This is a genomic window from Ectothiorhodospira shaposhnikovii, from assembly GCF_047222355.1.
Lineage (GTDB): Bacteria > Pseudomonadota > Gammaproteobacteria > Ectothiorhodospirales > Ectothiorhodospiraceae > Ectothiorhodospira.
Genome location: NZ_CP178333.1, coordinates 848,747 through 864,037 on the forward strand (window position 1 = coordinate 848,747; position 15,291 = coordinate 864,037).

The window sequence follows — 15,291 nt, forward strand, 5'->3', positions numbered from 1 at the left end:
CGGTGAGATTCGATGTCGTCAGCCTGTTCCCCGACTGGGTGGCTTCGGTCGCCGACTGGGGCGTCACGGGGCGTGCCCGCGAACGCGGGCTGATGTCCGTCCATTGCTGGGACCCGCGGGACTTTACCCGTGACCGGCATCGCACCGTGGATGACCGTCCCTACGGGGGAGGTCCCGGCATGGTGATGAAGGTGGATCCCCTGCGCCAGGCCATTCAGGCGGCCAGGGTCGACGACGAAACACCGGCCCGGGTGATCTACATGAGCCCCCAGGGGCGGCGGCTTGACCAGGCAGGTGTTCACCACCTGGCAGCCCTGCCCAGGGTCATACTGCTGGCAGGCCGTTACGAAGGTATCGACGAGCGGCTGATTCAGCTGGAAGTGGACGAGGAGTGGTCCATCGGCGACTACGTGCTGTCCGGTGGCGAGCTGGCGGCCATGGTGGTGATCGATGCCTGCGCCCGGCTTTTGCCCGGGGCCCTGGGGGACGCATTGTCCGCCACGCAGGATTCCTTCAGCCAGGGACTGCTGGATTGTCCTCATTACACCCGGCCGGAAGTGGTGGACGGGTTGGGCGTGCCGGAAGTGCTGCGTTGCGGTGATCATGGCCGGATCGAGCGCTGGCGTCGCAAGCAGGCGTTGGGTCGGACCTGGGAACGGCGACCCGATTTATTGGCACAACAGGAATTAAGCGAGGCGGACTGCCGCCTGCTGGAAGAATATCAACGCGAGCTGGCGGACGCGCAGGCCGCGCCGAGCAGTGACTGACAGGGGTCGAAACATGAGCAACATCATCCAGCAACTGGAAGCCGAGCAGATGAACCGCGAGGTGCCCGATTTCACGCCAGGCGACACCGTTGTCGTCCAGGTGAAGGTGAAGGAAGGCAACCGTGAGCGTCTGCAGGCCTTTGAAGGCGTGGTCATCGCCAAGCGTAACCGCGGACTCAACTCCGCCTTCACGGTGCGCAAGATCTCCCACGGCGAGGGTGTGGAGCGCGTGTTCCAGACCTACAGCCCCACCGTGGCGGAGATCCAGGTGAAGCGTCGTGGCGCCGTGCGCCGCGCCAAGCTGTACTACCTGCGTGGCCGCACCGGCAAGGCCGCCCGCATCAAGGAAGACATCAAGTAATAGCGGTGGTCTTGAGAGTCATGAAGAAAGCGCTTCGGGAAACCGGGGCGCTTTTTTTTCGCCTGTGTTGATGGGCCGCCGGAGGATGTGGTCAAGGAGTATCGTCATGCCTGGTTTACGGATGCCGAAGGTTTTCCTGGTCTTTTTCCTGATGAGCCTGCTGCTGGGCGGGATGCCGCGGGTCCTTGCCGACCCGGTGGTGGATGAGGCCATGGCCCTGTCGCGCCTGGGTGCCACCGATCTGGCCCTGGGGGTGCTGGCGAGGCAACCGGTGGATCACCAGGCCCAGCCGGGGCGATGGATGGCCCGGGAGCAGGCGCGTATCGAGATCCTGGGAACCAGCGAGCGCTGGGAGCAGGTGGTGGAACGGACTCAGGGGGTGCCGGTGGAACTGCCGGTGGATTTCTTGATCTGGACCCGCACCCGGCAGGCCCATGCCCTCATCGCCCTGGAACGGGGGCGGGAGGCACGGGATGTACTCAGGCCCCTGATCTGGTTTGGTGCCCCGAACGCCACGGACTCCTGGTTTCGGGCCTGGCGCCGCATGCTGGCGGAATCCTACAGCCTGGATGGTCGGCCGGAAGACGCCCTGACCGCGTTGCGTCGTTACCGCCTGGATTACGGCGGCGAGGCTGGGGATGCCGCACTGCTGGAAGCGCGCATCCTGCTCTCGGTGGGGCGGCATGAGGAAGCGGTCAACGCCCTGACCGGCGTGGACGGTCACGAGGCCGGCGCCTTGCGCATCCTGGCCCGATTCCGGGCCGGCGCGCTTGCCGCCGAGGAGGCGGTCAGCCAGGCCGGTCGGGCCGCCCGCGGACAGGACCGGGACTCGGTGGCGGCGGCGCGCTATCTGGCGGTTGCGGCCGTGGCCGCCCGGTCGTTGCAGGATCCAGTGCAGCAGATTCCGGTGCTGGAATCCGCCCTGGTGGCACAGTCCCGGCTGGGTAGCGGGGATGACCTGTATCGACTGACGGCAGAGCCGCTCTGGCAGAGCTATCTGCGCCTGGGGGAGCGTCTGGCCAACGAGCGTCAGCTCCTGATCGGTGATGACGAGGCCTGGTTCACGCTGGTGGACAGTCTGCAGGCCCGGCAGCCCCTGGCTGCCCGTGGGCTGCTGGCGGTCGTTGCCCTGAGAAGCCCCATGCCGCAGGGGCAGGCCCAGGCCCATCGGCGTCTGAGTGAGCAGCTGGCGACCGTCGAAGGTCTGGGTGAGTCATTGCTGCAGGCCCTCTATCTTGGCGACGGCCCGTTCGGAGCAGCCGACCGGGTCCCGGCTCCGGTGCGTCATCTGCTGGCGGAAACCGCCCTGGGACAGGGAGATCTCGACACCGCTTCCCGTCTGATGGCGGGTCTGGAGCGGGCGCCGGAGGGGGTGGACCCGTTCCTGTGGGGATTGCGCCGGGCGCGTACCCTGATTCTGGGCGGCCAGGAGGAGGCGGGTATCGATGGCCTTTACCGGGTGCTGTCCGGGGTCCGTCAGCTGGAAGGTGAGGCGGCGGACCGTTTCATGCAGGTATTGTTCGATCTGCAGTCGGTCCGTCGTCATCAGGATGCCCTGAACCTGTTTCAGGTGGTTGCCCCCCGGTTGACGGAGCGGCGCAGGTTGCGTGAACTGATGTTCTGGCAGGCCGACTCCCACCGTGCTCTGGGCGAGCATGAGCAGGCCGCCCGATTGTATCTGCGCTCCGCCCTGCTGGGGGACAGTACCGACATGTGGGCGCTCAGTGCCCGGTTCCAGGCGGCCGAGGCGCTCGGGGAGGCGGGTCTGGTCCGGGATGCCAGGGTCATTTACGAGGACCTGATCCGTCGTACCCCGGAGGCGGAGCGCCGGGTGGTGCTCAGGCAACGCTTGCAACAGTTGCAGTTGCAGCAGTAGGCTGCCGGGCATGGTTTCATCCATGCCTTGCAGTCCCGATTACGATCTGGTCATGGACTCGCCCCTGGGGCGACTGGCTCTGCGTTGCTCCGATCGGGGGCTGACGGCGCTGGATTATGTCACCGGCGAAGTCCCCCTGCGCGATCCCCGCAATCCCCTTTCGTCCCGGGCCGCGGCACAGCTGCGGCACTATTTCAATGATCCCGCCTTCATTTTCGACCTGCCCCTGGACCTGGCAGGGACCCCGTTTCAGCAGCGCATCTGGTCGGCACTGTGCCGAATTCCCAGTGGTGAGGTGCTCAGCTATGGGGGGCTTGCCCGCCGGCAGGGGTCCGGTCCCCGGGCAGTCGGTGGTGCCTGCCGGGCCAACCCACTGCCGGTGATCGTTCCCTGTCACCGGGTGATCGCGGCCGACGGCAGTCTGTGCGGCTATGGAGGCGCGACCCGTGGTGCCGGGATTGAGATCAAATCCTGGTTGCTGGCGCACGAAGGCGTGTCGGTGTCTTCGTCATGCTTCGTTATTCCTTCGGGTTCTTAGCGTATTCCTTGATGTATTGACATTTGTCTATGTTGCGCTCAGTCTTATGCGCAAGGGCTTCGGGCGCCCGTTTGCGTGCTTTTCGGGGGCTGAGAAAGACAACAACGGCGTTGGAAAAACGTGTGGAGGACAGGGGTATGCTGAAGAATATCTTGGCCGGCGTGGCGCTGGCCGGAAGCTTGGTGGGTGGTGCCATGGCTTCCGATTCACCGTATCTGACCGGGCGTGAACAGCTGCTCATGCTGGCCGATGACAATCCCGCGGAATTGACCCAGTGGCGTGGTGAGGATCTGTTTCATGAGGTCCGGGGACCGAAGAACGCATCCTTGGAGCGCTGTGACTTCGGGCTGGGGCCCGGGGTGCTGAAAGGGGCCTATGTGCGGATGCCGCGCTGGTTCGAGGATGCCGGGCGGGTCATGGATCTTGAGTCCCGGATCATCCATTGCATGAAAACCCTCCAAGGATTCACCGACCAGGATGACCCCATTGCCCGCAAGCACTCCAGCGACACCCGCGAGGCGGACCTGGTGGCCATCTATACCTACGTGGCCAGCCAGTCCAACGGCATGAAGTGGAACCCTCCCATGAATCATCCCATGGAACGGCTGACCCGCAACGCCGGGGAGGTCCTGTTCCATCGTCGTGCCGGCAGCATGGATTTTGCCTGCGCCACCTGCCACACCACGCCCCGCAAGCGCATCCGGCTATCCTTCCTGCCGGTGGAATCCAATGTTGAGGAATGGTCCAAGGCCATCTCCTGGCCCGCCTACCGCATCGGTCACGGGGTGGTGAGGACTTCCCAGCATCGGGTCCGGGGCTGCTATTACCAGATGCGCCAGGCCGGCATCCAGTTCGGGTCGGATGCCTCCATTGCCATCATTTCCTACTGGACCCATCAGGCCCGGGGTGGCGTGGCCACCCTGCCTGATCTCAAGCGTTGATGCCGGGGGGGAGCGGATCATGAACAAACAGAACAATATTGTCGGATATGCCCTGGTCACCATCGGCATGGTGCTGGCCTCGGCGGCCCTGATCGTCGGATGTGCCCAGCCTCGGCCGGATACCCAGGCGGAGCGGGATTTCAGTCGCATGTCCCCGGAGGCCTACGCCGAGTACCTGATCTTCCGTTCGGGCAGTTTCAACCTGGATCAGGCCACCCAGGAAGGCACCACGGCGGCGGATCGCATGACACAGGATGTCCTGCAACGCATGTGCAGCGAGGCTCGTAATCGTCCTCAGCCCGAACTGGCCGTGCGCATCGTTGGGGCAGCTCGGGACAGCATCGTCTATCCCGAGGGCGGCATCCAGCTGGGAGACTGGCGCCAGGGTGCCGAACTGGCCCGCAGCGGGACGGGGTTTCGCATCGGACATAACGTGGATGATCACAGCCAGCCCGTGGGCGGGAACTGCTACGCCTGCCACCAGCTGGACCCGGATGAGTTGGGTTTCGGCAATCTGGGGCCCAGCCTGGCCGCCTATGGTGCCCTGCGCGGTGACAGCGAGGCGGTGCGCAAATTCGTCTACGACATGATCTACAATCCTCATAGCTTCTTCCCCTGTACCCAGATGCCTCGCTTTGGTGTCAACCAGTTCCTGACGCAGGAAAGCATTGCCCACATCATGGCCTACCTGCTGGACCCGGAATCGCCGGTGAACTCCCGCCACGCCAGATGACGGTCACGCCCGGGACAGGGATGTCCCGAATCTTTTCCCTGAGTGACGTAAAACCTCTATCATCTCCGCGGAGTCCATGGGGGACTTCCGGGCGGACGGCTCGTGCCTGTCCGCCGTTTTTCTTCCCCGGCATCGCCCTTGTCTTGAGTCCCGAGAGAATCCCTACATGTTGAGTTACCGTCACGGCTTTCACGCCGGCAATTTTGCCGACGTGCACAAGCACGCGCTGCTGGCCTGTGTGCTGGCGGCCCTGACCCGCAAGGACAAGCCGCTGGCGGTGGTGGATACCCATGCCGGGGCCGGTCTTTATGATCTGCATGATCCACTGGCGCTCAAGACCGCCGAGTACCGGGATGGCGTGATGCGGGTCTGGTCCGCACCCAATCCGCCCGAGGCCCTGTCACCCTATCTGGAGATGATCCGCGCCCTGAACGCGGCGGATGGCACCTTGACCCTGTATCCCGGATCCCCCACCGTCTCCCGGATGCTGACGCGGGATCAGGATCGACTGATCCTCAATGAACTGCACCCGGCGGATCATGGGGTGCTGCGGGCCAACTTCTCCGGCGATCCGCGGGTGGCGGTGCATCAGCGGGACGCCCGTGAACTCCCCAAGGCCCTGCTGCCGCCGGTGATCCGTCGCGGACTGGTCCTGGTGGACCCGCCCTATGAGCGGGACCGGGAGTACCGGGAGACCCTGGATCTGATATTGGAGGCCCATCGTCGTTGGCCGACCGCGGTCGTCATGGTCTGGTATCCCATCCTGTCCGCCGGGCGGCACCGGGGCCTGGTCCAGGGGCTGGCGCGGGGCGGCGTCAAGGACCTGCTGGTGAGCGAGCTGTGTATTGCCCCGCCGCAGACCCCCATGGGGCTCAATGGATCGGGCATGGCCATCCTCAATACGCCCTGGCAGCTTGATCGGACTCTGGCCGACGTACAGGCCTGGTTGTACGCCTGCCTTGACCCCCAGGGGCAGGGGAGCAGCACGCTGGAATGGCGGGTACCTCCGCAAGGGGATTGAGCCCCCCTTGAAACCCGACTGATCATCCCCAAATACCTCTCACCTGATCAGAGCCAATTCTCAATCGCGGAGCATCCATGAGCGTTGATACCCACAAGGAAACCCGACAGTTCCAGACCGAGGTCAGCCAACTGCTGCACCTGATGATCAATGCGCTGTACTCCAACAAGGAGATCTTCCTGCGCGAACTCATCTCCAATGCCGCCGACGCCTGCGACAAGCTGCGCTTCGAGGCCTTGTCCGACGACGCCCTGATGGAAGGGCAGGGGGAGCTGCAGATCCAGGTGAGCTTTGACAAAGAGGCCCGTACCATCACCGTGCGTGACAACGGTATCGGCATGAGCCGGGAGGAGGTGATCCAGAACATCGGCACCATCGCCCGTTCCGGCACCCGGGAATTCATCGGCAAGCTCACCGGCGACCAGAAGAAGGACGCCCATCTCATCGGCCAGTTCGGCGTCGGCTTCTATTCCGCCTTCATCGTCGCCGACCGGGTGACCCTCACCACCCGCCGTGCCGGCATGACCCCGGAGCACGGCGTGCGCTGGGTCTCCGACGGTACCGGCGAATTCTCCGTGGAAACCGTGGAAAAGGCCGAGCGGGGCACCGAAGTGGTGCTGCACCTGAAGGCGGACGAGGACGAGTTCCTGGATCAGTGGCGGCTGCGTCACATCATCACCCGCTATTCCGACCACATCCCCCTGCCCATCGCCATGCCCGGCACCGACGACAAGGGTGAGCCCAACGGCGAATGGGAAACGGTGAACCGGGCCAATGCCCTGTGGACCCGTCCCAGATCGGAGATCACCGACGACGAGTACAAGGCTTTCTACAAGCACGTGGGCCACGACTTCGAGGACCCCCTGGCCTGGACCCACAACCGGGTCGAGGGGCGCCAGGAATACACTTCCCTGCTGTACATCCCCACCCGCGCGCCCTTCGATCTGTGGGATCGGGACCGTCGCCACGGGATCAAATTGTATGTGCAGCGGGTCTTCATCATGGACGACGCCGAACACCTGATGCCCACCTATCTGCGCTTCGTGCGCGGCGTGGTGGACTCCAGCGACCTGCCTCTGAACATCTCCCGCGAGATCCTGCAAAGCAACAAACTCATCGACGGCATGCGCGCCGGCTCGGTGAAGAAGGTGCTGGGCCTGCTGGAGGACATGGCCGCCAACGAGCCGGAAAAGTACCGGACCTTCTGGGATGCCTTTGGTCGGGTGATGAAGGAAGGCCCCGGCGAGGACTATGCCAACCGGGAACAGATCGCCCGTTTGCTGCGCTTTGCCAGCACCCACACCGGTGAATCCGCCCAGACCGTCTCCCTGGCGGACTATGTGGCGAGGATGAAGGAAGGCCAGCAGCACATCTACTACATCACCGCCGACAGCCATACGGCGGCCCTGCACAGCCCCCATCTGGAGGTCTTCCGCAAGCGGGGCATCGAAGTGCTGCTGCTGTCCGACCGGGTAGACGAATGGCTGGTGTCCCACCTGCACGAATTCGACGGCAAGTCCCTCAAGTCCGTGGCCAAGGGCGAACTGGACCTGGGCGACACCGAGACCGAGGAAGAAAAGCAGGCTCAGCAGGCCGCCGAGGAGAAGGTCAAGGATCTGTTGCCGCGCATCAAGGCGGCTCTGGAGTCGCGGGTGGAAGACGTGCGGTTCTCCCACCGGCTCACCGACTCACCGGCCTGTATCGTCCTCTCCGAGCACGACATGGCCCTGTACATGCAGCAGCTGCTCAAGCAGGCGGGTCAGAACCTGCCGGATACCCGCCCGGTGCTGGAGGTCAACCCGGCCCATCGTCTCATCGAGCGCATGGGCGAGGAGACCGACGACGCCCGTTTTGCCGACTGGGCCAGCCTGCTGATGGATCAGGCGATTCTGGCTGAAGGTGGTCAGCTGGAAGATCCCGCCGGCTTCGTGCGGCGCCTGAACGCCCTGATCACCAGCGGCTGAGGGTGCTGCCCGGTGCCCCTCTCCCCGGTCGGGGAGAGGGGCGTTTTTTTGTGCGCCATAGCCCATTCCCCACCGATTTTCCAGCTTGAATTTCTCCCGTCCAGGGGCTAGTCTTGGCCCACGAAATTCCCCTATGTTGTGCTAATGCATTCTGCAGGGCACAACAAGTTGTATCTCAAAAAGGAATCCCCCGATGAAATCCCAGGCCGAACAAGCCCTTGCGAATCCGTCTTCACGGGAAGTGCCGATGCAGCCGGCCTCCCTGGACATCTGGGACAAGAAGTATCGTCTCAAGACCCGCACCGAAGAGGTTCTGGATCAGACCCTGGACGATACCTGGAAGCGCATCGCCCGGGCCCTGGCCGATGTGGAGGCCACCCCCGAACTGCGGGAGAAATGGTACGGCAAGTTCCTCTGGGCCCTGCGCCAGGGGGCGATCCCGGCCGGCCGCATCATCGCCAATGCCGGTGCCTGGGAGCACAAGCCCGCCACTTCCACCATTAACTGCACCGTGTCGGGCACTATCCATGACTCCATGGACGACATCCTGCAGAAGCTCCACGAGGCGGGCCTGACCCTGAAGGCGGGCAGCGGCATCGGTTACGACTTTTCCACCCTGCGTCCCCGTGGGGCTTATGTCTCCGGTGCCGGTGCCTATACCTCCGGGCCTTTGTCGTTCATGGATATCTACGACAAGATGTGCTTCACCGTGTCCTCCGCCGGGGGGCGGCGTGGCGCGCAGATGGGCACCTTCGATATCGGTCACCCGGACGTGGTGGACTTCATCCGCGCCAAGCGCGCGGACGGCAGCCTGCGCCAGTTCAACCTCTCCCTGCTCATCACCGCCGATTTCATGCAGGCGGTGAAGGATGACGCCGAATGGCCCCTGGCCTTTCCCATGACCTTGCAGGAGGCGGAGCAGGACGGCATCGACCTGGATGATCCGGCGCAGGTGCTGTGGCGCGACTGGCCCGATCCCGCCGACTACATCACCAATAATGACGGCCTGGTGGCCTGCCGCATCTACCGGCGTCTGCCGGCCCGCAAGCTGTGGAACGTGGTCATGACCTCCACCTATGACTATGCCGAGCCGGGCTTCGTGCTCATCGACAAGGTCAATGAGATGAACAACAACTGGTGGTGCGAGCAGATCCGGGCGACGAACCCATGCGTGACTGCCGATACCCGACTGCACACCCAGTACGGTCTGGTGCGCATCGGCGACCTTCATGCTTCCGGCGTGCCGCTGGAAGTGACGGTGGATCGTCGTGCCTTGGGGGAGGAAGGCATGGGTACTTCCTCAAGGCCGGCCAAGCCGGCATTCATGACTGCCAGCGAGGCGGATGTTTATCGCGTGGTCACCCGGGACGGCTACGATATCAAGGCTACGGAATGGCATGATTTTTACACCCAACGGGGCAAGATCAAGCTGCGCGATCTGCGCGCGGGTGATGAACTGCTGGTGCAATCGGGCAAGGGGCAGTTTGGACAAGAGGGCGATGAAAAACTGGGTGTACTGCTGGGTCTGATCACCGGGGATGGTCACTTCACCCATCGCGGCGACGGTAAAGAGGCCGTTCTGATCAACTTCTGGAACGATGACCGGCAGCTTGCCGATGACATGGCAGCCTACGTCAATACGCTGATTGCTGGCGTTGCCAGGAATACCCGTACCTATTCGGTGTCTCCCGTGGCGGTACCGGAGCGCAATCATCTATTCATTCGTTCGGTATTGCTGAAACGGGTACTGGCCCATTACGGCTTCACGGCCGATAGCAAGTTTTCCGTGCCCGAGGTCATCTGGCGGGGTTCAGAGGCCTGTGTGCGGGGGTATCTGCGTGGGCTGTTCCAGGCGGACGGTACGATCAATATTTCGGGTAAAAGTCAGAGTTGTTCCATCCGGTTGGCTTCCAGCCACAGGGATCTGCTGCAGGAGGTGCAGAGGCTATTGGCCAACTTCGGCATATTCTGCCGCATCCATCAGCGGCGTTTGCCGGGGTTGCGTACCTTGCCCGATGGCAAGGGGGGGCAACGGGAATACCTGTGTCAGGCGGATCATGAACTCATTATCGACGGTCAGTCCCGGGAGATCTTCATGGAGGAAATCGGCTTCCTGCTGGACTACAAGAATGATAAATACCGGCAATGGGTGGCTGACAAGTTGCTCAGAAAGACCCAACGCTTTACAACCAAGATTGTTTCAATTGAATACTGCGGTCGTGAGCCGGTCTACGACACGACTCAGCCGGATCACAACACGGTGGTGTTCAACGGTCTGGTGACCGGGCAATGCGGCGAGCAGCCTCTGCCAAAATATGGCGCATGTCTGCTCGGCTCCATCAACCTCACCAAGTTCGTGCGCGAGCCTTTCACCGCCAAGGCCCGGTTCGACTGGGAACAGTTCCGGGAGACCGTCGCCGTCTTTACCCGCATGCTGGACAACGTGGTGGAGATCAACGGCCTGCCACTGCCCCAGCAGCGGGAGGAGATCATCCGCAAGCGCCGCCACGGCATGGGCTACCTGGGGCTGGGTTCCGCCATCACCATGATGGGCATGAAGTACGGCGAGGAAAGATCCCTGCGCTTCACCGAGGACGTCACCCGGGAGATGGCCCTGTCGGGCTGGCGCACCGGTCTGTCCCTGGCTCGGGAGAAGGGGCCGGCACCCATCATGGAAGAAGAGTTCGAGGTGACCCCCACCCTGATGCGCCTGCGCCCGGAGATGGAGCAGGACGGCATCAAGGTGGGCGACAGGATCAAGGGCAAGGTACTGCATGCCCGCTACAGCCGTTACATGCAGCAGGTGGCCCAGGTGGACCCTGAGCTGATGAAGTCCCTGGCGGCCCAGGGCTGCCGCTTTACCCACCACACTTCCATCGCGCCCACGGGGACCATCTCCCTGTCTCTGGCCAACAATGCCAGCAACGGGATCGAGCCCTCGTTCGCCCATCACTATGCCCGCAACGTGATCCGCTCCGGCAAGAAGACCAAGGAAAAGGTGGATGTGTACTCCTTCGAGCTGCTGGCCTACCGGCACCTGGTCAATCCCGAGGCCATGCCCTATGCGGAAGACCCCAAGGCCCAGCTGCCCGAGTATTTCATCACCGCCGACGAGATCGATCCCAAGGCCCATGTGGATGTGCAGGCGGCGGCACAGAGGTGGATCGACTCGTCCATTTCCAAGACCATCAACGTGCCCACGGCCCATCTGTTCGACGACTTCAAGGGCATCTACATGTACGCCTATGAGCAGGGGCTCAAGGGCTGCACCACCTTCCGCTTCAACCCGGAGGCCTTCCAGGGCGTGCTGGTGAAGGAAAAGGATCTGGAGAACACCACCTATCGCTTCGTGCTGGAAGACGGCAGCGTGGTGCTGGCCAAGGGCAACGAAGAAATCGAATACGACGGCGAGACCCACAACGCCGCCAATCTTTACGATGCCCTGAAGGAAGGGTATTACGGTAAATTCTGAACAGGGGCATCATCATGACCATCAAGATCAGCAGTAAGATCGTGGATTTCGGCATCAGTCGCGAGCCTCACCCCGATGGTGAGAGCCAGCCGCCGGCAATGCCCCAGGAACCGGCGCCCGTGGCGGCGCCGGCCGCGGACACGGCCGACAAGGCCCCCAAGGTGGTGCACATGCACGAGAAGCTGGAACGGCCGGAGATGTTGCTGGGGTCCACCTACAAGCTGAAGACCCCGCTCTCCGAGCATGCCCTGTACGTGACCATCAACGATGTGATCCTGAACCCGGGCACCGAGCACGAGCTGCGGCGTCCCTTCGAGATCTTCATCAACTCCAAGAACATGGATCACTTCCAGTGGATCGTGGCCCTGACCCGCATCATCTCGGCGGTGTTCAGAAAGGGCGGTGACGTCACCTTCCTGGTGGAGGAGTTGCGCTCGGTGTTCGATCCCCGGGGTGGCTATTTCAAGAAGGGCGGCAAGTACATGCCTTCCCTGGTGGCCGAGATCGGCGATGCCATCGAGAGCCACATGCGCATGATCGGTCTGATCAAGGATGAGGGTCTGGACGAACATCAGCGCCGCCTGGTGGAGGAAAAGCGCGCCCAGTACGAGGCCAGCGTGCATCAGGCCAGCGACGATCCCCAGGCCCGGGAGAGCTTCCCCCCCGGTGCCCAGCTCTGCGGCAAGTGCCACACCAAGGCGGTGGTGGTGATGGACAACTGCCTCACCTGCCTGAACTGTGGGGACAGCAAGTGCGGCTGATGGGAAATGAAATGATGTGACATGAAAAAAGCCCCCGCCGATGGATCATCGGCGGGGGCTTTTTTTAGGTGCGCCTGGCGGGTTGACTCCCTCGGGGGGGCGGATCAGGCCTGACTCTCGATCTTTGCCCAGGTATCCCGCAGGGTGACGGCCCGGTTGAATACCGGACGCTCCGGGGTGCCGTCCGGGTCGGCGGCGAAATACCCCAGGCGCTCGAACTGGAAGGACTCGCCCGGACGTGCCTGGGCCGTCTCCGGTTCGAGGCGGGCATCCGGGATCACTACCAGGGATTCCAGGTTCAGATGTTCGATGAAGTCCACGGCCTTGTCGCCGGCGGGGTCGGGCGTCTGGAACAGACGGTCGTAAAGCCGGACTTCGGCCTGTACCGAGTGGACGGCGGAGACCCAGTGGATGGTGCCCTTGACCTTGCGGTTGGCGCCGGGCTGGCCGGAGCGGGTGTCCGGGTCCAGGGTGCAGCGCAGTTCCACCACCTGGCCGTCCGCGTCCTTGATCACTTCGTCGCAGCGGATGATGAAGGCATTGCGCAGGCGTACTTCGCCGCCGGGCTTGAGACGGAAGAACTTCTTCGGTGCCTCTTCCATGAAGTCGTCGGCCTCGATGAAGATTTCCCGGGACATGGCGATCCGGCGGGTTCCCATGTCCGGCTTCTGGGGATGGACCGCCGCTTCCAGCCACTCCGTCTCGCCTTCCGGGAAGTTGGTCAGCACCAGCTTGAGGGGGCGCAGGACGGCCATGGTACGGGGGGCGCGTTCGTTCAGGTCATTGCGCAGGGCGTTTTCCAGCACGCCGAAGGGGATGATGGAGTCGGACTTGGTGACGCCGATCTCGGCACAGAAGGCACGGATGGCCTCGGGGGTGAAGCCCCGGCGACGGACCCCGGCCAGGGTGGGCATGCGGGGATCGTCCCAGCCGCTCACATGGCCTTCATCCACCAGGCGGGTAAGGCGGCGCTTGGAGAGGACGGTGTAGTCCAGGTTCAGCCGGGAAAACTCGATCTGTACCGGGCGGGACGGTACCGGCAGGTGTGCCAGCAGCCAGTCATACAGGGGGCGGTGATCCTCGAATTCCAGGGTGCACAGGGAGTGGGTGATGTGCTCGATGGCATCGCTCTGGCCGTGGGCGTAGTCGTAACTGGGGTAGATGCACCACTGGTTGCCGGTACGCGGGTGGGTCAGGTGGCGGATGCGGTAAATGACCGGGTCCCGCAGGTTGATGTTGCCGGAGGCCATGTCGATCTTCGCCCGCAGCACATGGGCGCCGTCCGCGAACTCGCCAGCCCGCATGCGCTGGAACAGGTCACGGCTCTCTTCCCTGGGGCGGTTGCGGAAAGGGCTTTCCACGCCGGGTTCGGTGAGGGTGCCGCGCTGGGCGCGGATGGTGTCCGCGTCCTGACTGTCCACATAGGCCAGGCCGTGGTCGATCAGGTGCAGGGCCCACTCGTAGAGCTGTTCGAAGTAGTCGGAGGCATGGCGCTCATGCTTCCAGGCATAGCCCAGCCAGTGCACATCCTCCTTGATGGCATCGATGTAACGCTGCTCTTCCTTGGCCGGGTTGGTGTCGTCGAAACGCAGATTGGTGTAGCCGCCGAACTCCTCGGCCACACTGAAGTTCAAGGCGATGGACTTGGCATGACCCAGGTGCAGGTAGCCGTTGGGCTCCGGCGGAAAACGGGTGATGATCTGCTGATACTGGCCCGCTTCCAGTTCCTTGCGGATGCGGTTGCCGATGAAGTGGGTGGGGCCCTGGGTGTCCGGTTCGGTCATTGCCTGATGCGTGCTTGGGGTAAGCCGCTCAGTATACGGGGAGGCCGGTGTGGCGCCAATACGGGGGAGGCGTTGCGGCAGGTGGACGGGATTAAATGCAGTGAAAGAAAAAGCCCCCTGAGGGAAGGGGGCTGGGGACAGAAATACAAAAGGCCTTAATGGATCTTCAGGTCACATCGAAGAACCGGCTGGATTCCGACGGCCGATTGGGGTCGGGGAACATGTCGCGGACGATGCGTGCTTCCAGACGCTCCTGCATTTCGGTCATGGCAGATGGCTCGGGGGCACTGCCGGATGCAGAGGAACCGCTTGTCGCCCCGGTGCTGTTGCTGCCGGCGGCTTCGGGTGCCTGCGGGGTGGGGCCTGGTTCCGCTGCCCGGGCGGGATCGACACCAAAGCCGGTCGGGGCACTCTCCGCCTCGCGGGCTGCCTGCAGCCGGGCCTGGGCTGCCAGCTCGCTGCTGCCCTGCTGACGGGCGATGGTTTCTTCCTGTGAACGCGCGGCGTCGGGACGTCCCTGCTCGACTTCCTCGTTGTTGAGCACGGCCCGGTCGGTTTCGGTGGGGGTCACCGTGCCGCCGCCGCCCTCGCGTTCCACGGGCGCGGGGATCACCGGGTTGGGAATCACCGGCTGAACCGGGTTCATGACAGGGGTTGTGACCATCATGGCTTGGACTCCTCGCCGTTAGGCCTTCACGTTGATGAGTGTGCCCAGCATCCGGTTTTCCGTCTGCAGGACCTTGACGGAGGCTTCCACCTGGGTGGCGTGCTGAATTTGCTCGACCAGGGGGGCCGTCAGACCGCGTGGCGCCGTACCGTTGATCTGGTCGGCACTGGCAATCTCCGCCGCGTTTCCGCGCAGCCCCTTCAGGCCGGTATGAATTCCGGAAAGCGCACTTTGGCTTGCAGTTGTGATGACCATCGGCTTGTCTTGGTTCAATGCTTACTACAAGTCTAGTTGAACAATGGGCGAATGTCTTCCCGTCGGGCGGATTCTTCATGCCGTTCAGTGACTGCGCCCGGCCGGTCCAGGAATGCTAATCTTGTTCATCCCACGGCGTTTCCCTGTGTGA

13 protein-coding genes are annotated in these 15,291 nt (G+C 63.3%); 10 read left to right on the forward strand and 3 right to left on the reverse strand.

Features of this window, described 5'->3' with window-relative positions; translation table 11 throughout:
- Positions 1-2: 2 nt before the first annotated feature.
- The 10 genes from trmD to ACLF6L_RS03925 all read left to right on the forward strand — a co-directional run bounded on the left by trmD (position 3) and on the right by ACLF6L_RS03925 (position 12,434).
- A complete protein-coding gene (gene trmD, locus ACLF6L_RS03880) occupies positions 3-767 on the forward strand; it encodes a tRNA (guanosine(37)-N1)-methyltransferase TrmD (RefSeq protein ID WP_412852400.1) in 765 nt (254 codons plus the stop codon).
- Between the two features lie 13 nt (positions 768-780).
- Positions 781-1,128: a 50S ribosomal protein L19 gene (rplS, locus tag ACLF6L_RS03885; RefSeq protein WP_008930640.1), complete on the forward strand. Its 348-nt coding sequence runs from the start codon at positions 781-783 to the stop codon at positions 1,126-1,128.
- 106 nt (positions 1,129-1,234) lie between these two features.
- Positions 1,235-3,004 (forward strand): tetratricopeptide repeat protein, encoded by a 1,770-nt coding sequence (locus tag ACLF6L_RS03890; RefSeq protein WP_238617670.1) that lies wholly within the window; start codon positions 1,235-1,237, stop codon positions 3,002-3,004.
- A 22-nt stretch (positions 3,005-3,026) separates the two neighbouring features.
- The gene (locus ACLF6L_RS03895) at positions 3,027-3,542 is read left to right on the forward strand and encodes a methylated-DNA--[protein]-cysteine S-methyltransferase (protein ID WP_412852401.1); all 516 of its coding nucleotides are present in this window, start codon (positions 3,027-3,029) and stop codon (positions 3,540-3,542) included.
- A 137-nt stretch (positions 3,543-3,679) separates the two neighbouring features.
- The gene (gene soxA / locus ACLF6L_RS03900; protein ID WP_238617668.1) at positions 3,680-4,483 is read left to right on the forward strand and encodes a sulfur oxidation c-type cytochrome SoxA; all 804 of its coding nucleotides are present in this window, start codon (positions 3,680-3,682) and stop codon (positions 4,481-4,483) included.
- Between the two features lie 19 nt (positions 4,484-4,502).
- Complete coding sequence (gene soxX, locus ACLF6L_RS03905) at positions 4,503-5,216, forward strand: sulfur oxidation c-type cytochrome SoxX (RefSeq protein WP_238617667.1); 714 nt, start codon at positions 4,503-4,505, stop codon at positions 5,214-5,216.
- A gap of 166 nt (positions 5,217-5,382) precedes the next feature.
- Positions 5,383-6,237: a 23S rRNA (adenine(2030)-N(6))-methyltransferase RlmJ gene (locus tag ACLF6L_RS03910; protein ID WP_238617666.1), complete on the forward strand. Its 855-nt coding sequence runs from the start codon at positions 5,383-5,385 to the stop codon at positions 6,235-6,237.
- Positions 6,238-6,314: 77 nt separating this feature from the next.
- Complete coding sequence (gene htpG, locus ACLF6L_RS03915) at positions 6,315-8,201, forward strand: molecular chaperone HtpG (protein WP_412852402.1); 1,887 nt, start codon at positions 6,315-6,317, stop codon at positions 8,199-8,201.
- Positions 8,202-8,394: 193 nt separating this feature from the next.
- Positions 8,395-11,673: an LAGLIDADG family homing endonuclease gene (locus ACLF6L_RS03920; RefSeq protein ID WP_412852403.1), complete on the forward strand. Its 3,279-nt coding sequence runs from the start codon at positions 8,395-8,397 to the stop codon at positions 11,671-11,673.
- A gap of 14 nt (positions 11,674-11,687) precedes the next feature.
- A complete protein-coding gene (locus ACLF6L_RS03925) occupies positions 11,688-12,434 on the forward strand; it encodes an NrdJb (protein ID WP_200176808.1) in 747 nt (248 codons plus the stop codon).
- A gap of 104 nt (positions 12,435-12,538) precedes the next feature.
- Here the strand turns inward: ACLF6L_RS03925 and ACLF6L_RS03930 are convergent, their stop codons facing one another.
- The 3 genes from ACLF6L_RS03930 to ACLF6L_RS03940 form a co-directional block, all read right to left on the reverse strand.
- Positions 12,539-14,218 (reverse strand): glutamine--tRNA ligase/YqeY domain fusion protein, encoded by a 1,680-nt coding sequence (locus ACLF6L_RS03930; protein ID WP_412852404.1) that lies wholly within the window; start codon positions 14,216-14,218, stop codon positions 12,539-12,541.
- Positions 14,219-14,384: 166 nt separating this feature from the next.
- The gene (locus ACLF6L_RS03935; RefSeq protein WP_412852405.1) at positions 14,385-14,885 is read right to left on the reverse strand and encodes a hypothetical protein; all 501 of its coding nucleotides are present in this window, start codon (positions 14,883-14,885) and stop codon (positions 14,385-14,387) included.
- 18 nt (positions 14,886-14,903) lie between these two features.
- On the reverse strand, positions 14,904-15,158 hold the full coding sequence (locus tag ACLF6L_RS03940; protein ID WP_412852406.1) for a hypothetical protein: 255 nt from the start codon (positions 15,156-15,158) through the stop codon (positions 14,904-14,906).
- Positions 15,159-15,291: the final 133 nt, after the last annotated feature.